This is a genomic window from Halocola ammonii (genome assembly GCF_049334165.1).
GTDB lineage: Bacteria > Bacteroidota > Bacteroidia > Flavobacteriales_D > Sanyastnellaceae > JBEGHD01.
In genome coordinates, this window is sequence record NZ_JBEGHD010000010.1 from 20539 (window position 1) to 47196 (window position 26658).

At 42.6% G+C, this 26658-nt stretch carries 28 protein-coding genes; 27 read left to right on the forward strand and 1 reads right to left on the reverse strand.

All coding sequences use genetic code 11. From position 1 onward, the window contains the following. Window positions 1-17 precede the first annotated feature (17 nt). Window positions 18-1643, forward strand: coding sequence for a S41 family peptidase (locus tag ABHV44_RS11035; protein WP_459074749.1), 1626 nt, complete (start codon window positions 18-20; stop codon window positions 1641-1643). Between the two features lie 45 nt (window positions 1644-1688). Further along, on the forward strand, window positions 1689-2222 hold the full coding sequence (locus ABHV44_RS11040) for a DUF1573 domain-containing protein (RefSeq protein WP_459074750.1): 534 nt from the start codon (window positions 1689-1691) through the stop codon (window positions 2220-2222). 240 nt (window positions 2223-2462) lie between these two features. Here the strand turns inward: ABHV44_RS11040 and ABHV44_RS11045 are convergent, their stop codons facing one another. Beyond that, window positions 2463-3605: a hypothetical protein gene (locus tag ABHV44_RS11045; protein ID WP_459074751.1), complete on the reverse strand. Its 1143-nt coding sequence runs from the start codon at window positions 3603-3605 to the stop codon at window positions 2463-2465. Window positions 3606-3700: 95 nt separating this feature from the next. Between ABHV44_RS11045 and ABHV44_RS11050 the strand changes: the two genes are divergently transcribed. The 25 genes from ABHV44_RS11050 to ABHV44_RS11170 all read left to right on the forward strand — a co-directional run bounded on the left by ABHV44_RS11050 (window position 3701) and on the right by ABHV44_RS11170 (window position 26647). Continuing rightward, entirely contained in the window at window positions 3701-4963 is a 1263-nt protein-coding gene (locus ABHV44_RS11050) for a M20/M25/M40 family metallo-hydrolase (protein ID WP_459074752.1), read from the forward strand. A 945-nt stretch (window positions 4964-5908) separates the two neighbouring features. Beyond that, entirely contained in the window at window positions 5909-6076 is a 168-nt protein-coding gene (gene ccoS, locus ABHV44_RS11055; protein ID WP_459074753.1) for a cbb3-type cytochrome oxidase assembly protein CcoS, read from the forward strand. After that, complete coding sequence (gene ccoN, locus ABHV44_RS11060) at window positions 6063-8252, forward strand: cytochrome-c oxidase, cbb3-type subunit I (RefSeq protein WP_459074754.1); 2190 nt, start codon at window positions 6063-6065, stop codon at window positions 8250-8252. Before ccoS ends, ccoN begins: the two co-directional genes overlap by 14 nt. 3 nt (window positions 8253-8255) lie before the next feature. Further along, the gene (locus ABHV44_RS11065; RefSeq protein ID WP_459074755.1) at window positions 8256-8450 is read left to right on the forward strand and encodes a CcoQ/FixQ family Cbb3-type cytochrome c oxidase assembly chaperone; all 195 of its coding nucleotides are present in this window, start codon (window positions 8256-8258) and stop codon (window positions 8448-8450) included. 3 nt (window positions 8451-8453) lie between these two features. Next, on the forward strand, window positions 8454-9653 hold the full coding sequence (locus tag ABHV44_RS11070; protein ID WP_459074756.1) for a cbb3-type cytochrome c oxidase N-terminal domain-containing protein: 1200 nt from the start codon (window positions 8454-8456) through the stop codon (window positions 9651-9653). 50 nt (window positions 9654-9703) lie between these two features. Beyond that, complete coding sequence (gene ccoG, locus ABHV44_RS11075; RefSeq protein ID WP_459074757.1) at window positions 9704-11134, forward strand: cytochrome c oxidase accessory protein CcoG; 1431 nt, start codon at window positions 9704-9706, stop codon at window positions 11132-11134. A 1-nt stretch (window position 11135) separates the two neighbouring features. Then, a complete protein-coding gene (locus ABHV44_RS11080) occupies window positions 11136-11573 on the forward strand; it encodes a FixH family protein (RefSeq protein ID WP_459074758.1) in 438 nt (145 codons plus the stop codon). A 4-nt stretch (window positions 11574-11577) separates the two neighbouring features. After that, window positions 11578-12276 carry a sulfite exporter TauE/SafE family protein gene (locus ABHV44_RS11085; RefSeq protein WP_459074759.1) on the forward strand — a complete coding sequence of 233 codons (699 nt, stop codon included), beginning with the start codon at window positions 11578-11580 and terminating at the stop codon, window positions 12274-12276. Between the two features lie 178 nt (window positions 12277-12454). Beyond that, window positions 12455-14221 carry a DUF6119 family protein gene (locus ABHV44_RS11090; protein ID WP_459074760.1) on the forward strand — a complete coding sequence of 589 codons (1767 nt, stop codon included), beginning with the start codon at window positions 12455-12457 and terminating at the stop codon, window positions 14219-14221. Between the two features lie 69 nt (window positions 14222-14290). Beyond that, window positions 14291-15691 carry a KAP family P-loop NTPase fold protein gene (locus tag ABHV44_RS11095; RefSeq protein ID WP_459074761.1) on the forward strand — a complete coding sequence of 467 codons (1401 nt, stop codon included), beginning with the start codon at window positions 14291-14293 and terminating at the stop codon, window positions 15689-15691. A 61-nt stretch (window positions 15692-15752) separates the two neighbouring features. Continuing rightward, on the forward strand, window positions 15753-17582 hold the full coding sequence (locus ABHV44_RS11100; RefSeq protein WP_459074762.1) for a UvrD-helicase domain-containing protein: 1830 nt from the start codon (window positions 15753-15755) through the stop codon (window positions 17580-17582). A 329-nt stretch (window positions 17583-17911) separates the two neighbouring features. After that, window positions 17912-18748 carry a protein NO VEIN domain-containing protein gene (locus ABHV44_RS11105; RefSeq protein WP_459074763.1) on the forward strand — a complete coding sequence of 279 codons (837 nt, stop codon included), beginning with the start codon at window positions 17912-17914 and terminating at the stop codon, window positions 18746-18748. A 105-nt stretch (window positions 18749-18853) separates the two neighbouring features. Continuing rightward, entirely contained in the window at window positions 18854-19216 is a 363-nt protein-coding gene (bamE, locus tag ABHV44_RS11110; protein WP_459074764.1) for an outer membrane protein assembly factor BamE domain-containing protein, read from the forward strand. A gap of 398 nt (window positions 19217-19614) precedes the next feature. After that, window positions 19615-19863: a helix-turn-helix transcriptional regulator gene (locus ABHV44_RS11115; protein WP_459074765.1), complete on the forward strand. Its 249-nt coding sequence runs from the start codon at window positions 19615-19617 to the stop codon at window positions 19861-19863. After that, window positions 19850-20194 carry a HipA N-terminal domain-containing protein gene (locus ABHV44_RS11120; protein WP_459074766.1) on the forward strand — a complete coding sequence of 115 codons (345 nt, stop codon included), beginning with the start codon at window positions 19850-19852 and terminating at the stop codon, window positions 20192-20194. The genes ABHV44_RS11115 and ABHV44_RS11120 overlap by 14 nt, the downstream gene beginning before the upstream one ends. A 42-nt stretch (window positions 20195-20236) precedes the next feature. Beyond that, entirely contained in the window at window positions 20237-21157 is a 921-nt protein-coding gene (locus ABHV44_RS11125; protein ID WP_459074767.1) for a HipA domain-containing protein, read from the forward strand. A 173-nt stretch (window positions 21158-21330) separates the two neighbouring features. Beyond that, complete coding sequence (locus ABHV44_RS11130) at window positions 21331-21798, forward strand: hypothetical protein (protein WP_459074768.1); 468 nt, start codon at window positions 21331-21333, stop codon at window positions 21796-21798. Between the two features lie 30 nt (window positions 21799-21828). Then, entirely contained in the window at window positions 21829-22017 is a 189-nt protein-coding gene (locus ABHV44_RS11135) for a putative signal transducing protein (protein WP_459074769.1), read from the forward strand. Between the two features lie 293 nt (window positions 22018-22310). Next, window positions 22311-22817: a PEGA domain-containing protein gene (locus tag ABHV44_RS11140; protein WP_459074770.1), complete on the forward strand. Its 507-nt coding sequence runs from the start codon at window positions 22311-22313 to the stop codon at window positions 22815-22817. 67 nt (window positions 22818-22884) lie between these two features. After that, complete coding sequence (locus ABHV44_RS11145) at window positions 22885-23262, forward strand: DUF1428 domain-containing protein (protein WP_459074771.1); 378 nt, start codon at window positions 22885-22887, stop codon at window positions 23260-23262. Between the two features lie 130 nt (window positions 23263-23392). Beyond that, window positions 23393-23632, forward strand: a complete 240-nt coding sequence (locus ABHV44_RS11150; protein ID WP_459074772.1) for a DUF433 domain-containing protein — start codon at window positions 23393-23395, stop codon at window positions 23630-23632. 43 nt (window positions 23633-23675) lie between these two features. After that, window positions 23676-23990, forward strand: coding sequence for a DUF5615 family PIN-like protein (locus tag ABHV44_RS11155; RefSeq protein WP_459074880.1), 315 nt, complete (start codon window positions 23676-23678; stop codon window positions 23988-23990). Between the two features lie 207 nt (window positions 23991-24197). Then, entirely contained in the window at window positions 24198-24581 is a 384-nt protein-coding gene (locus tag ABHV44_RS11160; RefSeq protein WP_459074773.1) for a hypothetical protein, read from the forward strand. Between the two features lie 274 nt (window positions 24582-24855). After that, window positions 24856-25479, forward strand: coding sequence for a hypothetical protein (locus ABHV44_RS11165; protein WP_459074774.1), 624 nt, complete (start codon window positions 24856-24858; stop codon window positions 25477-25479). A 37-nt stretch (window positions 25480-25516) separates the two neighbouring features. Further along, window positions 25517-26647 carry a hypothetical protein gene (locus tag ABHV44_RS11170; protein ID WP_459074775.1) on the forward strand — a complete coding sequence of 377 codons (1131 nt, stop codon included), beginning with the start codon at window positions 25517-25519 and terminating at the stop codon, window positions 26645-26647. Window positions 26648-26658 lie beyond the last annotated feature (11 nt).

The window sequence follows — 26658 nt, forward strand, 5'->3', positions numbered from 1 at the left end:
TAAAAGCCATAAATAAGATGAAGGTAAATATTAGAACGATCCTCCTAACCCTGGTTCTTTCAGCGGGTTTAATCTTCCCGGTTAGCGCTCAGGAGCAGGAATTTGACCCCGACAAAACAACCAAGAAGTTTCAGACGCTTCTCTATTTCATCGAGCACATGTACGTTGATTCTGTGAACGGTGATGAATTGGTTGAAGAGGCAATCCGCTCCATGCTCGAGGATCTCGATCCGCACTCGACCTATTTTTCTAAAGAAGACTTAAAAGCAGCAAACGAACCACTCAATGGGAATTTCGAGGGAATCGGAGTTCAGTTCAACATTCTTAAGGACACCATATTTGTAGTTGCTCCGATTTCTGGCGGTCCTTCCGAGAAGGTGGGAATTATGGCCGGAGATAAAATTGTGGAGATCGAAGGAGAAAACGTTGCTGGTATCGGTATCACCAACCGCGATGTGATGGACAAGCTCAAAGGACCGAAAGACACAAAAGTGGAAGTCGGCATAAAAAGAGGTGGCGTAAAGAGAATTCTCGACTTCGAAATTATTCGCGATAAAATTCCAATCTACAGTGTGGATGCGGCCTACATGGCTACTCCGGAAATCGGATACGTAAAAGTGAACCGGTTCGCCAGAACTACCATGTCGGAGTTGCAAGAGGCCATAGTGGATCTCAAAGAGCAAGGCATGCAAGAGTTGATACTCGACCTTCAGGGAAATGGCGGTGGATTGTTGAATACTGCAATTGAAATGGCCGATGAATTTTTGCCTGAAGATCAAATGATCGTCTACACTCAGGGAAGAGCTTTTCCTAAGAACGAAGTGTTTTCGACACGCGAAGGGCTTTGGGAAAAAGGGAAACTCGTTGTTTTGATTGACGAAGGATCAGCTTCGGCAAGCGAAATTGTTTCCGGAGCCATTCAGGACTGGGATCGCGGACTGGTTATGGGACGCAGAAGCTTTGGAAAAGGACTTGTACAACGTCCGGTAAACCTTCCAGATGGATCTGCAGTTCGTCTCACCGTTCAAAAATATTACACGCCAAGCGGTCGCTGCATTCAGAAACCTTACGATGAAGGCATTGAAGCCTACAGAAGAGAAAAGCTTGAACGCATCGAACACGGAGAGCTGTGGCATCCAGACAGTATTGACTTTCCAGACTCACTGCGCTATCAAACCAATATCAAGAAGAGAGTGGTTTACGGTGGAGGTGGAATCTTTCCAGACATTTTTGTTCCCCTCGACACTTCCGGAACTTCAGAGTATTTCTCTCAACTCGTGCGAAGAGGCCTAACAAATTCTTTCGTGCTCAACTACATGGACAAAAACAGAAATGAGCTCGCTGATCAGTTCAAATCGGCCGAAGATTTCGTGAAAAACTACAAGGTTGATGAGGAGCTGAAAAAAGAATTAATCGCTTACGCAGAAAGCAAAGAAGTGGAATTTGACGAAGCCGGATTCGAGAATTCCGAAGAGGTTATTGAAATAAGGCTAAAAGCCCTTATCGCTCGCAATCTCTACGACTACTCCACTTTTTATCAGGTGATAAACGAGCTAAACGCCACTTACAACAGAGCAATCGAAGCGCTTCAGGATGGAACTTTCGAAAAGCTCGACCTGGCGTATTCGAAATTGGAAAATTGATTTTATTAACTTTGACCATCAGAAATTCAAAACAACTTTAAAACAATGAAAAACGGAATCAAAATCATACTGCTAGCTGCAGTAGCCGTAGGACTCGGAGTTTTTGCTTACCAGTTGTCAGCTAATGACAAAGGAAACGACACCAAGAAAAGTCGCGAGATGCAAACCGAACAAAAAGCTGCTAAAGATGGCAAGCAACAAATGGACTTGTTGGAAAACCAGAAGAAAGAACAGGCACAAAACCAGCCAGTTACTTCTATCAAGTTTGACGAGTACAATCACGATTTTGGAACGATCAACGAAGGAGATAGCCCAGAGCACGTTTTCACTTTCACCAACACTGGAGACAATCCATTGATTTTGGAGAAGTGTAAAGGGTCTTGTGGATGTACCGTTCCTAATTGCCCTAAAAACCCAATTGCTCCAGGAGAAAAAGGAGAGATCAAAGTGGTTTTTAACTCTAAAGGAAAGAAGAACAGCCAAACGAAAAAGGTAACCGTAACCGGAAACACCGACCCGGTTCAAACTATCCTGACCATCAAGGCTCAGGTGACGCCAGAAGGACAGTCTAACAGCTAGTTGCCTTTCATAAAAGCATTCAAACAAAAAAGGTCGTGAGCAACTCACGACCTTTTTTTATTTCGAATTTTTCCTAACAACTCACTAGCTCAAATAGTCCAAAGAAAACTAGCAGCCAAATAATTCCTTTAATCAGGAAGAAAAGAAAACCAGCTACTCCAATTTTCTTTAACCAGGCTTTCAGCTTAGAGTCTCCCTCCTTCCGTCCATCTTGACTCTCGTCCTTTTCGTTTTTTTTCTTTACTTCCCTTCTTTCCATTCAGCAATAAACAAGTTCGTTGAGCGGTTTCCTCCGTTGTTTCTGTTCGAAGAAAACACAAGGTGCTTTCCATCATTCGAAAATACAGGAAAAGCATCAAATGTTTTGCTGTGTGAAATTTTCTCCAGACCAGTTCCATCTACATTAATCATGTAAAGATTAAACGGAAAGCCTCGCTTCGACTCGTGGTTCGAAGAGAAGACAATCTTTTCGCCCGAAGGATGAAAGAATGGAGCCCAGTTCGCCTGGCCAAGATCGGTCACCTGCTGCATATCGCTTCCATCCACGTTGCATACATAAATTTCCATGTTCGTTGGCTCCACAAGTCCTTCATCGAGGAGGTCTTTGTACTTCTTAATTTCTGCATCAGTCTTAGGACGAGAAGTTCTAAAAACCAGTTTTGTACCATCGGGAGAGAAAAAAGCTCCTCCGTCATAACCCAGCTCATCGGTTACCTGCTGAACGTTAGACCCATCAATGTTCATGGTGTAAAGTTCGAGGTCGCCCGAACGCATTGACGTGAAAACGATTTTATCACCTTGAGGAGAAACGGTAGCCTCTGCATCGTAACCCGGTGTGTCTGTCAATTGATTGACAATATTTCCATCGAGGTCAGCTGTGAAAATGTCGAACTCCTCGTAGATGGGCCACACGTAAGCTCCGCCTTCTTTTCTCTCGGGCACCGGTGGACATTTGTCGTGCTCAAGATGTGTAGAAGCGTAAATCACAGTGGTGTCACCAGGCAAAAAGTAAGAGCAGGTTGTTCTTCCCTTACCGGTGCTTACCATTTTTGGTTCTTGGTCGATCGCCCCTTCGCTGATGTCCATCACAAAAATCTGATCGCACTCCGCACCCCACTCTGGGTTTGTCGCCTGAAAGACAAATTTGGAGTCATCGAAACTGTAGTAAGCCTCAGCATTGTCGCCACCAGCGGTGAGCTTTCTCAAGCTTTTGAAATATTTCTGTTCCTCTGGGAAAATGTATGGGATGGAATCTTGTTCTTCCTCTTTTACTTCATTTGCTTCAGTCTCTTGAGAAGCTGTGTTATCATCAGAAGATTGGGAACCATTGCATCCCGCCCAAAGAGCAGCACCGGCTACGAGTAGATAAATCGCTTTTTTCATTTCTTATTTTGATTTTTGACTTTGCGAAAATAAAAAGCTCTAGATATTGCTTTGTCATTAGTTTGTAGTTTTGTCGCAATCAAATAAATTTTGAAATGAAATACTTCGCTCTACTTCTCTCTCTGGCCCTTGTAGCCTGTGGTACAAACAGATCTTCGGAACAAAATTCTAAAGATCCGAAAGCGCAACTTCAGCAAGACATCGAGCTTTTAGCATCTGACTCACTGGAAGGTCGCCAAACTGGAACAGAAGGCGAGAAAATGGCAGCTGATTACATCGGTGGCAGAATGGCAAACCTGGGGTTGCAAGCAAAGGGTGACAGTAGCTACTTTCAGGATTTCACCAAAAACCCCAAAGCCGTTCCTCACAAAATGGATCGCGGTGACAGCACCACTTTGGGAATGGGCACAGTGAAGCCCGTTACCGGAAGAAACGTGATTGGCTACCTCGACAAGAATGCCGAAAAAACGATTGTGATCGGAGCACATTACGACCACCTCGGTTATGGCGGTGCTGGTTCACTTTTCACTGGTGACTCTGCCATCCACAACGGAGCAGACGACAATGCCAGTGGCGTGGCTGCATTGCTTCTACTCGCAGAGCGACTCAAACAAAAAGAACTCAACAACAACGTACTTTTCATCGCTTTTAGCGGAGAGGAAAACGGTCTCTGGGGATCGAACTACTTCACCAAGAACCCGACTATTCCACTCGAAGAGATCAACTACATGCTCAACATGGACATGGTAGGGCGACTAAAAGAAGACCGCACCGTGGCGATCAACGGAGTTGGCACTTCACCGGCCTGGATGCCGATGCTCGACTCCATTTCTGTGGACAGCATTAAAATTGTAACAACCGAATCTGGAGTTGGCCCTTCCGACCACACTTCTTTCTACAACGAAGGACTTCCTGTGCTCCACTTTTTCACTGGACAGCACGAAGACTACCACAAGCCGACTGACGATTTCGATAAGATCAACTACGAAGGAATTCTCAGTGTAGTCGAATTCATGGAGACTGTTATCGAAAACTTAGAAGACGATGGCAAACTAGAGTTTACTAAAACAAAAGATCAAAGCGCCAGCGACACCCCTGCTTTCAAAGTAACACTAGGTGTGGTTCCCGATTATTTATTTGACGGTGAAGGAATGCGCATTGACGGCACCAGCGATGGCAGACCAGCGGCAAATGCCGGAATTCAAAAAGGCGATGTGGTTGTTCAGATGGGCGATCTCGAAATCACCGACATGATGACCTACATGGAAGCACTCGGCAAGTTCGAACCCGGCCAAACAGTTGAAGTCAAAGTGAAACGCGATGGAGAGATCAAAAGCTTTGACGTGACTTTTGATTAAAGAGACTTGCAACTACGATTTTTAACATACTAAAACGAGTTCAGCACAGGTTTAAGGCGATAAGGTTTTCTTTAGAGGGTTAAGCAATACTTAATGACTCTTCAATTCTTCATATTCCAATTTCCGCTGTTGTACCGGACCATGACGTTTCTCACAGAGCTCACAGAGGTAAAGCACAGAGAACGCGGAGCTCTTTGGTTCATTAAGGATACATCGGTCACTGAGTGGCATCAATCAAAGGAGGTGTTGTAACGAAGTCGGTCACTGAGTGATCCAGGTTTGTCCACTGAGTGATCCGACTAAAGGGAGGATCGTACCGAAGTGGCCTGGATTGTATCGAAGTGAAGTGTTTAAAAATATCCAACTCTCGAACCCGGCCTGTCGATACAATTCTTCCTCCGTCAGAATCACTCAAGGACCTCCGTTTTAAGCCTCAATACTTTTGTTACTCAATCTATCTTTTTCACAAAAAATGTCCTCCCCCGGCCTGCGGCCACACCCTCCAGCGGGGGACAGCAATCGATCAAACTTTTGCTTTTAAATGGGAAATAATTGACTTGAAGCATTTTGATTAGAAGGCTGATTGGAGTTGAGCAACGCAATATCCCCCTTCGGAGGGGGTGCCGAGGCACGAGGCGGGGGAGGACTTGACAGTCTGAGTCTTGAGAGAGGTAGGATCGAGTACTTCCTAAATTACCTCATTTACCCTAATTCACCCAATTACCTAGTCAGCCGCGCCCCCATCCCCCTAAAGGGGCGAGCCGCAGCAGTTTGAGTCTTGAGACCACAATTGTGATCAAGCACTTCCTCAATTACCTCAATCCACTTAGTCTACTCAATTACCTTTCTTCAGAAACCCTCCCTAACCAATCGCATAGCAAAACCTGACATTCGTCATTTTCTCTGCGCTATGCTCGCGGCATCTTTGTTCCAAATTAAAGAACAATGGGTGTACTCATTTTACTAATCATCGCAAGTCTCACAGTGGCCTCAGGCTTTCTCATAGCCTTCATCTGGTCCGTGCGCTCTGGTCAGTACGATGACAACTACACGCCATCTATCCGCATGTTATTTGACGACAAAAAGAAATCAAACAAAGATGAATCAGAGTGAACAGCTGGCCGGAGCAACCACGGCCGCCAAGGTTGACAAGTTTAGCTACGACAACCAAATTGTAAAGATGTTTGCCAATGCCACCATTTTTTGGGGCGCTATTGGTATGTTGGTAGGACTGCTGATAGCTTTTCAGTTAGTTTTTCCAGCATTAAATTTCGGCATTGAGTACACCTCTTTTGGCCGCATTCGACCACTGCATACCAACGCGGTGATTTTTGCATTTGTGGGTAACGGGATTTTTGCGGGAGTTTACTACTCGCTGCAGCGACTCCTCAAAGCGAGAATGTACAGCGATCTGCTGAGTAAAATCAACTTTTGGGGATGGCAACTGATCATCGTCTCGGCCGTGATCACTCTCCCGATGGGCTACACCACTTCCAAAGAATACGCGGAGCTGGAGTGGCCCATTGACATTGCCATTACGCTGATTTGGGTGGTATTTGGATGGAACATGTTCGCTACAATCCTCAAAAGAAGAGAGCGCCACCTCTACGTAGCCATCTGGTTCTACATCGCAACGTTTGTGACCGTAGCGGTTCTCCACATCGTCAACTCATTTGAGCTTCCGGTGAGCTTCCTTAAAAGCTACTCGTGGTATGCCGGAGTGCAGGATGCACTTGTGCAGTGGTGGTACGGCCACAACGCAGTGGCTTTCTTCCTCACCACTCCATACCTGGGGTTGATGTACTACTTCGTACCCAAGGCCGTTAACCGACCCATCTTTTCCTATCGACTTTCGATTATTCACTTTTGGGCTCTGATCTTCCTCTACATCTGGGCCGGCCCTCACCACTTGCTCTACACTGCCCTTCCAGACTGGGCTCAGTCACTGGGAGTTGTGTTCTCGGTAATGCTCATCGCTCCGTCATGGGGTGGTATGATCAACGGACTGTTAACACTTCGCGGAGCCTGGGATAAAGTGCGCGACAGTGCAGTGCTCAAGTTCTTTGTGGTGGCTATTACGGCCTACGGTATGGCCACGTTTGAAGGACCAATGCTGTCACTCAAAAACGTAAACGCTATCGCCCACTTTACCGATTGGATCGTGGCTCACGTACACGTAGGTGCCCTCGGCTGGAACGGATTCCTGACTTTTGGTATGCTCTATTTCCTCTGGCCGGTACTTTTCAATACGAAATTGTACTCTATGAAACTGGCCAACTTCCACTTCTGGATTGGCACGTTGGGAATACTCTTTTACGCCATCCCACTCTACTGGGCTGGATTTGCACAAAGCCAAATGTGGAACGACTTCACTGAAGATGGATTCCTGGTTTACCCGAACTTCCTCGAAACAGTGACCAACATCATCCCGATGTACGCTTACCGCGGAATTGGTGGATTGCTCTACTACATCGGTGTGGTAGCAATGGTTTACAACCTTTGGAAAACTGCCCGCTCAGGGTCTTTCATTAAAAACGAAGAAGCTGAAGCGGCTCCACTTACCAAGTTGACTAAAGAGCACAAAGACGATCACTGGCACAGATGGTTCGAAAGAAAACCAACGATGCTCCTCATCGGATCTTTGATTGTGATCCTCATCGGTGGAATCATCGAGATGGTGCCTACTTTCCTCGTGAAATCTAACGTACCAACGATCTCCAGCGTGCAGCCCTACACTCCACTCGAGTTGCACGGTCGGGACGTCTACATCCAGGAAGGCTGTGTGAGTTGCCACACCCAAATGGTTCGTCCATTCCGCTCCGAAACTGAGCGCTACGGTGAGTACTCCAAAGCCGGAGAGTTTGTCTACGACCACCCATTCCTTTGGGGATCTAAGCGAACCGGACCCGACCTCGCTCGTGAGGGAACAGCCAAGCTGAAAAAGCCAAACTCATGGCAGTTTAAGCATCTCTACGATCCGCGAAGTGTATCTGCAGGATCTATCATGCCGGAGTATCCGTGGCTGCTAGAGAACAAAATCGACACATCAACCACAGCGGCTAAAATTAATGCGATGATCACGCTCGGAGTACCTTATGCAGACGACTATGCTCAGCGAGCTAATGTTGACCTAATGAACCAGGCCAACGAGATTGTTGCCGACATGGAAGACTTCCTCAAGCAGGATGGATTTGTAGCTGAGCCGGATGACGAAATCATCGCACTCATCGCCTACCTGCAAAGGCTGGGAACAGACATCGAGAAAAGTAAAACCGCAGAAAACGAATAAACCATGCTGAAATTTATCAAACATACCATGGACACGATCGGTGGGATCGAAATTTTCCCGGTGATCAGCTTCCTCATATTCTTCATCTTCTTCATTGCTCTTTTTGTGTGGGTTTTCCGCATGAGAAAAGCAGATGTGAAGACGATGGCAGCTCTTCCACTTGAAGACGATGAAAACGAAAACCCTTTGAAACGCTGAGTCATGAAGAAGTTACTTTTTATACTATCGATTATTTTGACGCTGCCGCTAACAACTTTGGCTCAGGCAGACACAACGACCGCGGCAGACACTACCGGCACAGCCGAAATGACCGAAGCGCAACAAGCAATGGCTGAAGCTGCGGAGCAATCGGGGGTTCCAGACATCTGGATTCTCGTGATCCTGCTTACCGTTATCGGCATCATGCTCCTACTCGTTCGCGGAATTGCCTACAGTATTGCCGATCTGAACAAACGAATCGAAGAAACAAAAGCTACAGCCGGTGGCGGTGCTGCAAAAGCGATTCTCACGATTCTCACTTTTGGAGCTGCACTTACTGCTAGCGCCCAACCGCAAACGCCAAACATGGGCGGAGAGTTTGAGCTAACTAAAACAATGCTCGGACTGCTCATTTTTGTGATCATCTTCCTCTTCATCACCATTTTGCTGATGAGGCGAGCTTACAAAAACCTGGCTGAATTGATGCATTCGGAGGGACACACAGAAGTGCCTTTGAAATTGAACATCATCAACTCTCTCCACCTGACAGACCGCGTGGATGTTGACAAGGAAGAAACGGTGATGCTCGATCACAACTACGATGGTATTCGTGAACTCGACAACAACCTGCCACCATGGTGGAAGTACATGTTCTACGCGACTATCGTTTTCGCTGTGGTTTACCTCGTTCGCTTCCACGTTACTGGCACTGCGCAACTATCGCACGAAGAATACGAGGCTGAGATGGCGATGGCTATGGCCAACCAGGAAGCTGCAGGTGCTGCGGAAGATGCTATCACAGAAGACAACGTGACAAAAGTCACCGACCCCGTGCTTTGGGAAAAAGGAGAGAAAATATATGTGGCCAACTGTGCTACCTGTCACGGTGTGAACGGGGGTGGCGGAACCGGCCCAAACCTCACCGACCAGTACTGGAAGCACGGAGGAGGAATCAAAAACATCTTCTCTACCATCAAGAACGGAGTGCCCGAAAAAGGGATGATCCCGTGGGAAAGCCAGCTCAGCCCGGAGAACATTCAAATTGTGGCGAGCTACATCATGAGCATTGAGGGAACCAACCCACCGGATGCCAAAGAGCCTGAAGGAGAGATTTGGGTTCCTGAAGAAGAAGGTGAAACAGAAGAAACACCTGCGGAAGGCGACTCTGAAGAAACAGCTCAGGAAGAAACTATGCAGTCTTAGGCAGTAGCAGTTTTAGATCTGAAGGTGAAGAAGAAAGACAACAATTTGTGATGGACGATAAAAAGAACAAAGAAGAATACATGGACCAGAGTTTCCGCGACACCATCGGCACTGTCGATGAGGAGGGGAAACGAAAATGGGTCTATCCGAAGAAGCCCAGCGGCAAGTTTCACAATGCGAGGGTTTGGGTTAGCGTGCTTCTTCTGGCATTTCTCTTTGCCGGTCCTTTCATCCGCATTGGCGGTCAGCCTCTGTTGATGATCAATGTGATCGAACGAAAGTTCATCATCTTCGGTCAGGTTTTCTGGCCACAGGATTTCTACATCTTCGTTCTGATCATGCTGGCGGGGATCATTTTCATCGTGCTCTTCACCGTTGTGTTTGGCCGACTCTTTTGTGGCTGGGTTTGTCCCCAAACCATTTTCATGGAAATGGTTTTCCGGAAAATCGAGTACTGGATAGAAGGCGACTACAAGCACCAGCGCAGGCTCAACAAGCAGCCGTGGAATGCGGAGAAGATTCGCAAGAAAGTGATGAAACACGGGATCTTCTTTCTGATCTCATTTTTGATCGCCAACACCTTTTTGGCTTACATCATCGGTTCCGAAGAGTTGATTGGGATTATCACAGACCCACCATCCGAACACCTTGCCGGACTCGGTTCGATCTTGATTTTCACCGGAGTGTTTTACTGGGTGTTTAGCTGGTTTAGAGAACAAGTCTGCATCGTAGCCTGCCCTTACGGAAGGCTGCAAAGTGTGATGCTCGACAGGAGCTCGATCGTGGTGGCTTACGATTTCATCAGAGGTGAAAAGCGCGGCAAATTCAGAAAGAACGAAGACCGCAACGAAGTGGGCAAAGGCGACTGTATCGACTGCCACCAGTGTGTGGACGTGTGCCCAACAGGAATCGACATCCGCAACGGAACGCAGCTGGAGTGCGTGAACTGCACCGCCTGCATCGATGCCTGCGATAGCATCATGGAAAGCGTGAACCTTCCGAAGGGATTGATCCGCTACGACTCCGAAGAAGGCATCGTCAACAAGAAACACAAGAAGTTTACCGCCCGAAGCATCGGCTACAGCATTGTGCTCATTCTCATTTTGGGATTGGTCAGTTTCCTCCTTTTTAACAGATCTGACGTGCAGGCCACGGTTTTGAAAACTCCGGGCCAACAGTACCAGATCCGCGAAAACAACGAGATCAGCAACCTCTACAACTACAAGGTGATCAACAAGACTTTCGAAGATATTCCTGCAGAGTTTAGGTTGATAGACATGGACGGAAAGGTGGAAGTTCTCGGCAACAGCACAACAGAAATCACAGCCGAGTCGATGGCAGAAGGTTCGTTCTTCATTATTCTCAACAAAGCTGATTTGACTGAAAGAAAGTCGACAATAGAATTGGGTGTTTACGACAAAGACGGCAACCTGCTCGATAAGACGGAAACCACTTTTTTGGCACCTGTAAAAACACAGTAAAATGAAATTCAACTGGGGAACTAAAATCGCGATACTCTACATCGGCTTCATCGGGCTCATCATTTTTATGGTGGTAAAAAGCTTCGGTGAAAAGTACGACCTCGTAACCGAAGACTACTACGCCAAAGAGATCGCTTACCAATCGCAGATCGACAGCCGACAGCGAGCTGAGAACCTCGACAGGGACTTACGAGTGGAGCAATCAAACGAATTGCTGTCAATCGTTTTCCCTCATGAGAATGGTACGCGAATCACAGGAACGGTGAACTGCTTTAGGCCATCTAATGAGTCATTGGACTTTGAGGAAACTGTTGACGGAACGGAAAACGTTTACTCCATCGATAAGGCAAGGTTTAAAGCCGGCAAGTACAGAATTAAAGTGAACTGGAAAGCTGATGGAAAAGACTTTTTCACTGAAGAAATTGTAGTGATTCGATAGTTACATGGAACTTTGGACCGCCATAACAATTGGGCTCATCGGGAGCTTTCACTGCATCGGGATGTGCGGTCCCATCGCCTTTGCACTTCCGCTAAATCGCACCAGCGAGCGAACCAAAATTTTTGGCAGTCTACTCTACAACGGAGGCCGTCTTCTCACCTATTTCTCGCTCGGTGTGATTTTCGGATTGCTCGGCTACGGCTTTGCCATGGCCGGCTTTCAGCAGTGGATTTCAATCATCGTTGGCGCCATCATGGTTTTCAGTGTGGTGTGGCCCAAGATCAACCACCGCACGCCATCGCTCACTCCGCGCTTTAGCCTGTGGCTGGGCCAGGTGAAAGGCCAGCTCGGCAAGCGACTCAGCAGGCAGAGCAACACCAACCTTTTTGCTATCGGCTTGCTCAACGGACTACTCCCCTGCGGCCTGGTTTACATGGCCATTGCCGGAGCCACAGCCATGGCCACGCCCGTTGAAGGCGGATTCTTTATGGTAGCCTTCGGACTCGGCACCGTGCCGCTGATGCTCGCCATGAGTGTTTTCGGCAACCAGGTAAAAGCCACACTCACCCAAAAGGTGCGTCACTTCATCCCCATTTTCATTGTGTTAATTGGTGTGCTTTTCATCCTCCGCGGCATGAACCTCGGAGTCCCCTTCGTCAGCCCGAAGATCGACAAGCAACGGACTGAGATGATTTGTCATTGATCGGCTGGCCAACTCCCCTTCTCTCCAACTACCTTCCTCCTACGCTTTTCTGAAATTCTAAAATATCCTACATTGTGCGGGGAACAAGAGGCTTATCCGATGAAGTTAGCTCTGGAAATTTACACTGCCACTGACAATTCTAAAATTTATAAAGGGATTGTGACTAATACTAAACACCATGTTCAATCAATCATACAACGATGTAAAAGTATATCAGATCAATTTGGACTTCCACGAGTTCAAGGATTTTAGGGGAAATTACTCAAGGGTTATCGATCATATTCTTGATCATCATAAGGAAAATTTCAAGTCTGATTATGAAGTTTCTCACTTTGAGAATTCCGTAGAAATAGAACAGTGTACTTATAGGTTATATACCTTTTATGAAAAAGACAAGGAATCTGTGTGGAAAGACTTTCTTCCTGAAGAACTTATCAAGCGAAGCGACTTCACCGTGAAAAGCACCTCTTTTGCTCTGTTTATACAAATTGAAAAGAGAATATTCGCAATTATAGGAGGAGTTGGTATTTCAGTCATCAAAAGATTTTCCAATGAATCATTTGGATTAGACCTCTATGAAAAAATTGCAGACCCTGCTATCGATATTGTGCATACTGAAATTTCTCGTGGAGTCTCAGGCAACTTAACTTCTGAACAGAAAACATTTAGGAACGAACAAAGACTTCAAGATGTACTTAGCATTGGTCGAGTACCGAAAAAATTTTACTTGCGACTTCGCCAAGATTTAAGAGACTCTCTCTTTGACTTTATTGACTTTGATGATTCTGAGAACATATACTTAGAAATAGGTTCCGCTTTCTGTCTTAAATGGAAGATTTCATTTAATCAATTACATGAGCTTATTATACGGATAAATGAGGCATTGGACACTGAAAGTTCGACTTCATTGAGTCGGTTTGAGAAAGTGACAGATAATGATATAATTCAAAGTAATCTTTTACCGGCACTTTTAAATCATCTGAGGGATGACATCGTAAGGCTATCAAATCAAAAAACGAATTTGTCTCAGCTACTAGACTACGACTTCATTCATCCTAGTAAATGGCAGCAATTTTATGAGTGCGATTCATATAAAGCTTATCTCAAAGGAGCACAAAAAGCTTTTTTCGAAACACATGACAGAACCCAAATTTATCAATCTGTTCTCAAGCATGTTCATAACCTCATTGAAAACACAGATGAGTATAATTTCAGAAGTATTCTCCTTGGGGTTAGAATAAAAGGATACGTTGGTAAGATCAAAAAAACAGAGGCTATGTTTATAAATCATCTTACGTGTGAAGTCCCAATTGGAAAACATCCCTACTTTATTATAGACAATAATTGGTACAAAGTAAAAGGAGGATTTATTGAAGACATCAATGAACAGTGCCTGCAAATAATAAAAAGAAACAAGCTGAATCCAAGTCCCTTGGACATGACATGGGATAAAGACAATGAAAGCGAATCAGATTACAATCTCAAATACGTAGGACGCGAGAACTATTGGGTCTTGGATAAAATGTTAGGTCAGAATATTGAGCTTTGTGATATAGCATTTTTAAAGGAAGACAATTTATACTTGATACACGTTAAAGATGGTTTCGATGCTAAAATTCGTGACCTTACAAATCAAGTTTCTATCTCTGCCCAACGTCTTTGGAACGATATGAGATCGGATAGGGTTTTTATAAAAGAAGTTTTTGACAAATATTCTAAAGGAGCAAATAATGTAGATGGTATTTCTAGAGAAGCCTTTTATAAGCTCTTCACAGAGAATTCAATCACATACGTGCTAGCAGTTACTACGAACTTAAAAGGTAAAACCATCACAAACCATCTGAGTGAGCATAAATCTAACATCGCAAAGTTTTCTGTTATTCAGAGTTTTCAAGAGCGAATTGACAACTACCCATTGCAAATAATCGAAGTAGAGACTGTATAGAAATGCGAAAAGACAACTGGTGAAATTATTAAAAAGATACTTCTCTGAAAGTAACAAAATGATGCACTTATGAAAATCAAGAACCAAGAACTAGAAATACCAGTAGAGCAACCTTTTCAATATTGCAAACTTTCAAGAGAACCTTTTGCCAAAGTTCTAACTGACATCGTTAACACCTATGCAGACGGATTTGTGTTGGCAATAAACAATGAGTGGGGTACTGGAAAAACGACTTTCGTTAAGATGTGGCAGCAACACCTTAAAAATGAAGGATTCCAAACTGTCTATTTCAATGCATGGGAAAATGACTTCGACAACAATCCTTTAGTTGCCGTAATGTCAGAGCTAGAATCCTTAGCTCAAAAGGAGAACAAACGAAATTTCAAGTCCGTCATTGAAAAGGGTTCTGTTTTAGTCAAGAATGTTGCTCCTGCTCTTTTTAAGGCAATAGCCAATAAATATATTGACGCAGAAGAAATAACCACAGCTATTGAAAATGCCACCAAAGCATCAACCGAAATTTTAGAAGAAGAGATTAAAGAATACTCATCAAAAAAGAAGACCATAGTTGATTTCAGAAAAGAATTAGAAAAATTTGTAAAGAACCCGGAGAATGAAAAACCATTAATTTTTATTGTTGACGAATTAGATCGATGTCGTCCAAGCTACTCAGTTGAGGTACTTGAACAGATTAAGCATTTCTTCTCAGTGCCCGGGATTGTTTTTGTTCTTTCGATTGATAAGAATCATCTGTCTAGTGCTGTCAAAGGGTTCTATGGAAGTGAACAAATAAATAGTAACGAATATTTGAGGAGATTTATCGACTTGGAGTATTCAATTCCTAAGCCTTCAGCTACTCAATTCATCGAATATTTGTTTGAATATTACGAATTCAATGAATTCTTTAAATCAAAAGATCGTAGTAGATTTTCGGAAGTACGTGATGACCCAAGACATTTCATTTCGATGGCTCAATATCTTATAGAGAAATCAGTTGTACCACTTAGAAAACAAGAAAGAATTTTCGCACTAACAAGATTAGTTTTGTCATCATTTAAAGCTAATGAATACACATTATCTCACGTTCTATTCCTTTTGGTTTTTCTTAAAATTTCACGAAATGATCTCTATCAAGCAATTGACAAAAAAGAAATAACAGTGCAGAGATTGAGTGATTCTATTAGTGAGGTTCTATTATCTGACACACGAGTTAGTCCCATACTTAACTTGGGTTACATTGAAGCCTTATTATTGTGGTTGTATAACAATAATCTGGAGCATCAAGTAAGGTCAGCCCTGGTCATTCATAATCAAGATAGGACACTGAGCACTCCTATCAATTCAAGACTAAACGATACTAATGGATCTTTGGCTAAGCACTTCGTTCATTTTGAAAGTGAACGTTTTGGACATCTTAAACTTGATTTTCTATTGAATAAAATTAATCTGACCGAACCGATCAGCACTTGACAAACCGCTCTCCTCCACTTTTCGTAAACCAAACACTGTGTGAAATTTCAAAGCAAGCAAAATGGCAATTTTAGAACCGAAAGTAGAAATTCTCAAAAGACAGAAAGTGCAGCCTACAGAGGGTGAATGGAAACTTTTGAACTTCTTACTTGAAAAGCTTGATGACACTTATGAAATTTACTATCAACCATTTCTAAATGGGGACAACCCTGATTTGGCTGTTATGCGAAAAGGAAGTGGTGTCTTATTAATTGAAGTCAAAGACTGGAACTTAGACCATTACTATATTGATGACAGGACAAAATGGCATTTGATGAAAGATGACACATTAATTAAGTCACCATTGAATCAAGTAGAAACCTACAAAACCAATCTATTTCAATTGCATAGCGAGGAGTTGTTTTTAAGAAGTGTCAAGAGCAAAAATAACTGGGCAACTGTAAACTGTGCAGTATACTTTCACAATGCAAACCAAGCCCAATTAAATGACTTTTTACTTAAAGACTTCCAATCGGAGGAATATCATGGTTACCAAAGATTTGTGAGTTTCTTTGGGCTTTTAGGAAGAGATTCTCTAAACGAAAGCGAACTAAATAAATTATTGTCGAAATTCTGGCTCAACCGCAAGTCGTTCTACTTTGACGAAACCATGTATAAAAGTATTCGCAGGTATTTAAAACCCCCTCTTCACGAGATTGAGGAGGGTGTTAAGATTAACTACTCAAAAGAACAAAGAGAATTAATAAGAAGTGAAATCAGACCAAGGAGAAAAATAAAAGGGGTTGCTGGAAGCGGAAAAACTTTGGTATTAGCAAAACGAGCAGTAAACGCACATATTAGAACAGGACAAACAGTTTTAATACTTACATACAACCTATCATTAAAGAACTATATTCACGACAGGATTTCTGATGTACGTGAAGAATTTTATTGGTCAAACTTTTACATAACTAACTACCATCAATTTTTCAAAACTCAAGCGAATAACTATAATCTACCATTAAACAGTCTTGAAAATTGGCAGGATGTCAACTTTTTTGAAAAGGTTAAGCACAGGATACAAAAGTTTGATGTTGTTTTAATTGATGAAGTACAGGACTACCTTCAATCTTGGATAGATATTGTTACTAAATATTTCACCCATAATGAAACTGAATTTGTAGTATTTGGGGACGAAAAGCAGAACATCTACAATCGACAAATGGATGAAAACAATGAGCCAATTGTGAGAACAATTCCTGGAGTTTGGAACAAAACCTTGAACACTTCTCACAGATTTTCGAGTAACATTGGCAACATGGCCATAAAATTCCAAAAGACTATTTTCAATCAGAAATACAACCTTGATGAAATAAATTTTCTATCTCAATTTGATTTTGAAAAAAGGATTCTCGAGTACCATACATTTCATAATTTCGCTGCAAAAGACTTACTTCAAGTGGTCTTTGACGTTCTAAATCGAAACGAAATACATTCTTCTGATGCCGGGGTATTATGTTCGAAAGTTGAGATCCTTAGGGAATTAGATTTTTTAATAAGAACAAAAAAGAACGAGAAAACTGCTACAACCTTTGAAAGTCAAGAGGAATTCGACAAGGTCGAAGGAAATGAAAAGGCAATTGAAAAATTAAGAAGGACTAAGAAGAGCCATTTTTGGATGAAAACCGGAACCTTAAAGCTTTCTACAACACACAGTTTTAAAGGCTGGGAAATTAATACCTTATTTTTATTTATAGAAAAAGAAGAAGCTGATCAGGAATTTACAAATGCAGAATTAGTTTATACAGCTTTAACCAGAGCGAAAAGGAATCTCATTGTATTCAACTTAGGTAATGATAAATACGATGAATTCTTCAAATCAGAAATCCAAAACTGCTTTGATCATGGATAAAGCATCCCTGTTGGCGCGCGTTTACAACGCTCACCTCCAATTACCAAGAACTTAGCTCCTATTCCCCACCCTCCCAAAAACTTCCTATTTTCACAGCCAATAAAAGAGAAACTACTAGTGCATGGCCAAGACCAAAGAAACCTCAATAGAAGAACAACTCTGGAACACTGCAAACAAGCTGCGCGGGAAGGTCTTGGAGCACTATTTTTCACTGAATGTTGGACTTGATTAACATTGACAAACTCCACTTTTCTTGATAATTGTCGTTTTAATATATTTAGCGAATCTGGTTGTGCCTTGCTTCACAACAGCACAACCTGAATTTTGATATGAATGCTTGGTCAGACATAGAAGTTGAACTTATAGTCGCAGATTATTTTGAGATGCTCTCAATAGAGCTGTCTGGCAAAAATTACTCTAAGGCAGAACATAGAAGAAATCTGTTGCCACTTCTAACGAATCGGTCTGAAGGATCGATTGAATTCAAGCATCAAAATATTAGTGCGGTACTCATCAATTTAGGTCATCCCTACATCAAGGGATACCTACCTCGTTTTAACTATCAAAAGGTACTGGAGGATAAGGTTGTAGATTACTTAACTGGGCATCTTAATATTGAGGATCAATTCAAAAAGTTCGCAGAAACCACAATCGATAAACCAACAGTTTCAAAAGAGTTTGACAAACTGATTGTGCAACCGCCAGTCAGCACCGGAGTTGTTAAAGAGCCCGTTGCTGCCTACACAAGAAGTCCAATCAAGACTAATTATCTTGAGCAAGAACAGCGCAACAGAAGTCTTGGCTTGCTTGGTGAAGAGTTCATTCTTGAGTACGAAAAATGGCAATTGCGACATGCAGGAAAGGAGAGCTTAGCCGATCAAGTGCATTGGATCTCTAAAGAAGAAGGAGATGGAGCAGGCTTCGACATCCTTTCAAGAAATGAAAATGGTACCGATAAATACATAGAAGTGAAAACAACTAAGTTAGGAAAAGAAACACCTTTTTACTTTTCCCGAAATGAGCTGCTATTTTCACAAAATAAGTCCTCAAGTTATCATCTGTACCGCTTGTTTAATTTTAATCAAAAGGCAAAAATGTTTGTCAAGATGGGCGGACTAGATTCGATCTGTACTTCTATTCCAGTATCTTATCAAGGCCGCTTTTAAGCATAGTAGGGCGGGGAATTGAACTCTTAAATTTGACAAGAAATTTAATAAGGAATAGACATTTATCACTGTAATAAATAAAAATGTGTATTTAAAGTAAGTAGGATGAAAAAATATTTAATACCGATTTGCCTCGGTCTTCTGATTACCTCTTGCGGCCTTCAACAAAACTTATCCGCTTCTCATCTACTGAGCCCAGGAATGACAAAAGCCGAAGTTCAACAAATTATGGGGCCTCCAGCAAAAAGTGATTTCTCTCAAAATATTGAAGAATGGCACTATTGTAAAACAGGAATGAATTCAGATGAGTTTCTTGCTCTTTTCTTTTTCGAAGGCGAGTTAATTGAAAAAATGAACTATGCAGTTACCATATCGGACACAAGAGGAGCAACAGGTTCGTGTGAAAAGTTTATTAAAATGGGAAACTATCGTGAACCAGATCAAGTACTCGAAATAAGAATGAGGTAGAACCCTCTTTACCCCAGCTGGCGTGTGTTTGTAACGAGTGCCTCCAATTAACCCTACTAACTCTCATCCCCCACCCTCCCAAAAACTTCCTATTTTCACAGCCTACAAAAGAAACTACTCTCGAATGGCCACGACCAAAGAAACCTCAATAGAAGAACAGCTCTGGAACACTGCGAACAAGCTGCGCGGGAAGGTGGAGTCTTTTGAATAAAGACATTAAATCAATACCAGGCGGGATATGAGATAATCTGTCTGACCAGACGCATTTCTGCAAAACGCCAACAATATCACACCCGAACGGGTACATTCTCACTCTAGAACTAATTATTTGTACCCGATAGGGTATGTTTCCTGTAAATAATCGTACATTTATACCCGAACGGGTAAATTCATGGCTAATGACAACTGTAAATCAAGACCCTCAATTGCCGTTGAGCAGTTTTGTGAAAGAGAAAAGAAAGGAACTGGGACTTACTCAAGAAGGTCTGGCAGATAAGGCCGGTGTGGGGCTGCGTTTCGTGAGAGAGCTGGAGCGCGACAAGCCATCATTGCAGATGGATAAAGTCAATCAGGTATTGATGCTTTTCGGATATGAACTTGGGCCAGTCATCTTAAATCGAAATAAACTGATCAATGAGAAAGGCTAAAGTATTTATGCACAAGCATTGGGCGGGAATCCTCACAGAAGATGAAGAGGGTTATCATTTCAAATACAGAGATGAATACCTAAACCATGAAAATGCAGAACCGGTAAGTTTAACTCTTCCCCTACAGGAAGCGACTTTTCACAACCAGGTACTCTTTCCTTTTTTTGACGGCCTGATACCGGAAGGCTGGTTGCTCGATATTGCCGAAAGAAACTGGAAACTGAATGCGCGAGACAGAATGGGTATACTGCTCAAAACCTGTCATGATTGCATCGGAGCAGTAAGTATAGAGTCATTGGAAGCATCCGAAGATCCGGACAATAATATTTAATGAAAAAAAGGAATGAGTATGAATCGGTGCTTATACTGCTATTTGGAACTTACAGACGGGGAATCTGATTTCCACCCGAAATGCAGCAAGAAGATATTCGGTAAATCGGTTCCTCCTTTATTGGAATACACCAATGATCAAATGCTGGAATTGGCGGACCAGGTAATAAAGAGCCAATCCACAGTAACAGGTGTTCAGGCAAAGTTGTCGTTAGGCTTACAGAAATTGTCAGAAAAAGACGCCCTTCAGAAGCTGACTATCATGGGAGTTTGGGGAGAATATATACTGAAGCCGCCTTCCGATCACTACCCGTTTTTACCGGAGTTGGAAGACCTCACTATGCACCTGGCAGCTATAGCCGGGATTGATACGGTGCCCCATACATTGATAAGACTAAAATCTGGTGAACTGTCCTATCTCACAAAACGAATAGACCGAGATGGCAAACGAAAATTCCACATGGAGGATATGTGCCAACTGACAGAAAGGTTAACGGAGGCCAAGTACCGCGGGTCCTATGAACAGATAGGAAAAGCATTGGTGGAGCATTCGGCCAATCCTGTGCTCGATATTATTAACTTTTTCGAACAGGTCGTTTTCTGTTTTCTTACCGGAAATAATGATATGCACATGAAAAATTTCTCCCTGCTCAAGGATCCCGGACGAGGATATTCCCTTAGTCCTGCGTATGATATGGTAGCCTCTGAATTGGTAGTGGAAGGAGATGATGAAGAGCTGGCACTCACATTAAATGGCAAGAGAAAGAAAATAGGACGAGCGGATTTTGAAAAGGCTATGGGGCATTTTGAGATCGATCAAAAAGCATTCGATAATATTTTCGCACGCTTTCAAAAGGCAATGCCGAAGTGGCGTGAGTTTATCGATATCAGTTTTCTTCCAAAGGATATGAAAGAACAATACCATGAGATGCTGAGTAAAAAAGCCAAAAAGATAGAGCTGTGATTTAGATGATTCAGTGATAACCCGGTTTTGAAACCCCTCTCTAAAACTTCCTATTTTCACAGCCAACAAAAAGAAACTACTAGTGCATGGCCAGGACCAAAGAAACCTCTATCGAAGAACAACTGTGGAACACTGCGAACAAGCTGCGTGGGAAGCAGTTCATCTAAAAATTAATGAAAGAAAATAAACCAAAATCTATTAAGACCATCGGTCTCCTGGTTTCGCTCTTAGCAGGGTTTATCATCTTTAGCAACAGCATGGGATTATTTGCCTGGAATTTTAATGACTTTGCTCCTGAGTTAAAAGATTCTAATCAGGTGGCAAAAGACCCTTTTTCATTTCTAATCTTTCACTACTCGGAAATGTGCTTGACAATGATCGCCTTGGGAGTCTGCTTTTTGATAGGAGGAATTTTCATTAGAAAGTATCAGTTGTGGGCAAGTAGACTTGTCTCGATTGTTTCAGTATTGTTAATTCTAATAATTGTCTTTGTCACAGTTGCTCTTTCCGTGATGCTGGCAGCACAAGGTCAATTGCCCCTTATTGCTTTTGCCGTATTCGGTGCTTTGGTTTGGGCAACACCTATCTTTCTGTTGATTCGGTTTTTGAATAGAGCGAAAATTAAGAAGCATTTTGTTTAGCAGCCAAATTCAAAAGATTGAATTATACTTATGCCCCTAATCACCATCAAAACCTTCGAAACGCCAATTGAAGCTCACTTGCTAAAAGTGAAGTTTGAGAGTGAAGGTGTGCCTTGCTATTTGTTTGACGAAGAGATTGTGCAGCTCAACCCGATCTACAACGTAGCCACTGGAGGTGTGAAATTGAAAGTGCATGAAGGAGATCTTCAGAAGGCATAAGAAATTGTGAGGGAATACGAGCAAGCAAAACTAACGGATGAAAGCGGCCAGCTTGTCTCCTGCCCCGCTGTCGCGCGTTTCAAACGCGTGTCTCTAATTACTTAGAACTTGACTCCTATTCCCCACCCTCCCTCCCAAATTCATCTATTTTACGGAGCAATTATTAGGAATTGAAGCTTCCTTGCATAAAGAGTGCGACTTACAGTATTCCTGATATGTTTTCGCTGATTTAGGAAAATCGATTAGGACTAAGTAGATTTATGCGAAGACTTCAAAACATTTCACATTAAATTATGATCACAAATAGCAAAATTCTTAAACCAGTTGCGATTCTACTCATCGGTTCCATTTTTTTGGCAAGCTGTGCGAGCACCACAATGATTCACTCTGAACCGAGCGGGGCTCAGGTATTTATCGATGACGAGCATGTAGGAGAAACGCCTTACGAATACAAAGACAAAAAGATCGTTGGAACTTGTCTGACCGTGAGGTTGGAGAAAGAAGGTTATAACCCATTTTATTCGAGCTTTTGCCGAGACGAAGAGGCCAATGTTGGAGCGATCATCGGTGGATTCTTAGTACTCGTGCCCTACTTGTGGGCCATGAATTACAAACCAATCCACAGATACGAACTGACACCTAAAGTTGAAGAAGGTCAGGGTATTGATAAAGAAAAGGAGCAGAAAAAAACGAAAGCCGAAAGATTGCGCGAATTGAAAAGACTGCTCGATGAGAATATCCTCACACAAGAAGAATTCGAAAAGGAAAAGAAAAAGATTTTGGAGGAGGATGAACGCTAGAAGGATTCGCTCACAAGGCGAAGAAGATAACACAGACTATTCAGGCTGAAGAATAATTGATTTCACCATGGCAAATTACATTGACGGATTCGTACTTCCAATTCCACGCGCTCATCTCAACGAATACAAGAACGTAGCTGAGCAGGTCGGTAAAATCTGGAAAGAGTATGGCGCTTTGGATTACTTCGAATATGTTGGTGAAGATTTAAAACATCCCGGCATTGGTTCTTTTATCGATTTACTGAATTTGAAAGAGGATGAAGTTGTCGTTTTCGGGTGGGCTGTTTTTCCTTCTAAGGAGATTCGCGACAAAGCAAACAAGCAAGTCCCAACTGATCCGAGAATGGCGAAATTAGTTGGGCCCCTCACCGATCCTGAGAAATTAATTTTTGATGCCAAAAGAATGGTTTATGGCGGATTCCGACCACTTGTTCAGACGGAGTAGAAATTTCTCGAAGTCGGAAATGGTAAGGTCCACACTCTCTCATGGATATTTTCAGCTTGCTTATTCCTGATAAACAATCATGCCTAAAGTTTTATAAGACTTGAGCTTCACAAATTATTACCTTTAGACTATGAATTGGAAAGAACATATCGTCTCAGATAAGGATGTTCTTCTTGGTAAGCCAGTTATCAAGGGCACGAGGATATCTGTGGAGTTTATTCTTGAACGCCTTGCTGATGGTTGGACTGAGAGCAAAATTCTCGAAAATTATCCCCATTTAAAACGTCAAGATCTTCAGGCTGTATTTTCATATCTCAATGATTGCGCAAAGGACGGGCTGATGGTCGAAGTTCGAAACAGAGCCTCATGATGAAACTACTGGCAAATGAGAACTTTCCTGGCCCGAGCATTTCATTTCTCTTTTATCTACTGAAGGATTCGATATAAAGCCAATAGCCTCACTATCTCCAGGGATGACAGATGAAGAAGTGATGAAACTCGCAATTGAAGAGCAAAGAACTATTATCACTCACGACAGCGATTATGGCGAGCTCATTTTTAAACATGGATTAAAACCAGAAGCAGGTGTAATTTACTTTCGTCTCTTTTCCTTCGACCCACTTGATCCTGGAAAAATAATACTTGAATTGCAAAGTGAAGGCTTCGATTTTTTAAATCGTCTTACCGTCATTGATCATCAATCCATTCGACAAAGAGTTTACAATTAGTAACTACTCTGTTCAATCGTCCATTTCACCGCTTAGGATGGTTAAAGAACTAAACTGACGACTTTTGATTATCCGGCTAACTTTCTCATTACAACCTTCATTAACCAGATTACGTCTGACTTTCATATATTTAGGCTATTGTGACTACAGCTTAATTAGCCAAAAAGCTTTGATCGATCCTCCACTCTCAAGAAAACAAAATTACAAATGGAACCTTTGGTTATCCTTCTAATCATCGTCATAATCATCGGTGCAATTCTGGGTGGGAAAAGCTTTGGTGGAACCATCAGAAAGGGTTGTGGCTGCCTTGGTTATGTTGTGATTGCACTTGTTGTAATTATCCTCTTGGCCCTTATTATTAGCAGTATGCTAACCTCAGAAAGCGATCAGGAAATTGAAATCGATAATAATTCTGTTCATTATATCTCAAAAGATGGATGCCCAATCTACACGAAGCCAAACATTGAGCCCGACACTGTTGAATTTCTGGAAGTTGGCCAGGAGTTTTTCGTTAAAGAAGAAGACCGATTTAAGTACTTCTACTCAATCACTCACGACAGTGAAAACGTGTGGAAGAAATGCTTCAAATGAAAATTGTCTGAGAGGCTACTTCCTTCTCTGAACAGTTCACCCAACCAGCTTCGACTTTCAACATTTCTGAATATCACTATATTGGTCATTAATTGAAATGCCTTAATTAATATTTACCGGTATTTGGCAATTCGCATCGCTAAAAGCAACTTCAAACATTCTAAATAATTCTTGGAACCAATGAGCCAGGTTTTGGGCAAATGATGAATTAGCCGTGCAGAAGACACCCTGAGTATCATGGATTACAATAACCGGAAAATAAAGCCATAAATAGATGATCAAGGAAAGAAAGCTCTCAACTGTTTTAATCGTCACACTATTTTCGTTACTCCCTACTTGTATTTTTGGACAGTCCGACTCGACAAGATATTTCATTCTCGACCTAACTGCTGAATCAGGAGTGTTCTTCCCTCGTAGCGAGGATTTTCAGAACACCTATAATTCAAAATCAAATTTTAATTGGAGCATCGGAACTAAATTTGGCACTTCCAATTGGACCTTTTTGCCCTGGATTAAATATTCTCAGTATCAATCAAAAACTGATAGTGTAATTGCCAATGATACGGACAATGATAGCTTGATCATTGCATCAAGAAGGCAGATTTCATTTGGCCTCATGAATCCAATTCGGCTTAAAAATGATAATTACATTCAGGTCAAATGCGGGTTGACATATAATTTTTTGTCTGAAGAATCGACTGACCTCTACTCTGAATCATTTGGCTTCATCATGTCTGCTGGTTATATGAGAAGAATCTCAAAATACTTGTCTTACTACATGGATTTAAATTATGAGTATACAAAGAGCAGTGCGGGTTATACCTTCAAGGACTGGAGTGGGTTTCTATTGAATATGGGAATAAATCTCAACTTTGGTGCTGATGAGACACTTAAGTGATTTCAATTCATGAATCAAACGGAATGACACCAAACCCATGAGACGAATCCTCTTCTTCACCTGGACTTTGCTCGCTTCCTCGTTACTCCTGGCCCAGAACGACTCAAATTCTTTAAAAGTCCTTGTCAGCTCCAGAGTGGATACCAGCAACAGCGATGTAAGAGCCGTCATCGATCTCTATGAGAATTACTACAACTCAAAACCCGACTCGATCTACGACAATCCCTACTGGAACAAGAAAGAGAAAGAGCTCTACAGGGATTTTGACTTCTCAAGAGCGAGCATCTTTCAGGGCGACATGAATGCCGAAAAGCTGTTCCGATACTTCTCCCCTTTTGTGATGTCTGTAGAGCCGATCGGTGAGAAATACCAGATCAGGGTACTTTTCTCGTCTCCCACTACCGATCCCGAGTATGCCGGCTCCAAAGTATGGTGTATTCAAAAACTAAACGCTATCCGCGAAGGTGAAAAGTGGGTGCTGGAAAACCTCATCGTTGAACTGGCCAAAAACTGGAGCACCGAAAAAGTAGGCTTTATCGAATACGTTTTTCCTACTGGCCATCAATTCGATCGAAAGGAAGCTAACCGGGCCGATCAGTTTTGCCGTGAAATGATCGAGCGCTTCAATCCTGACTACAATGAGGCCTTCAAATTTTTTGTGACCAACAGCACAGATGACATGGGTCTGCTCGAAAACTTCGATTACTACTTCGTTGGCATTACGACCGGAAAAGCTCGCGAAGGCATGATTTTGACCGCAAAGGGAAATGAGTTTTACCCGCACGAGTTGATTCACAAGCTCCTGCCTCCGAACCCAAACAGAGCTCATGTGATTGAAGAGGGACTGGCCACTTTTTTGGGAACCAGACAAGATCCAATGGAATATGAGCAGCTGATGAAAAAGCTCGCCACCGACCTCAGAGAAGCGCCTGACAAGGTCAATTTCAAGTCTGTTTTGTCGCAATCAGTTTCGTCCAATGGCTACCAAACGGCCTACCCCGCAGGTGCGGCAATCTGCGAACTGGTTTACGAGAAAAGTGGTGACGAAGGCCTAATCCAACTGATGAAGGCAGACACCACAACCTACAAAGACATTATCAAAGCTGTATCTTCCATAACAGAACTCAGCGAGGAGGAGATTGAGGAAGAGTGGAAAATGATCTTTTAAAGTATTAGCAT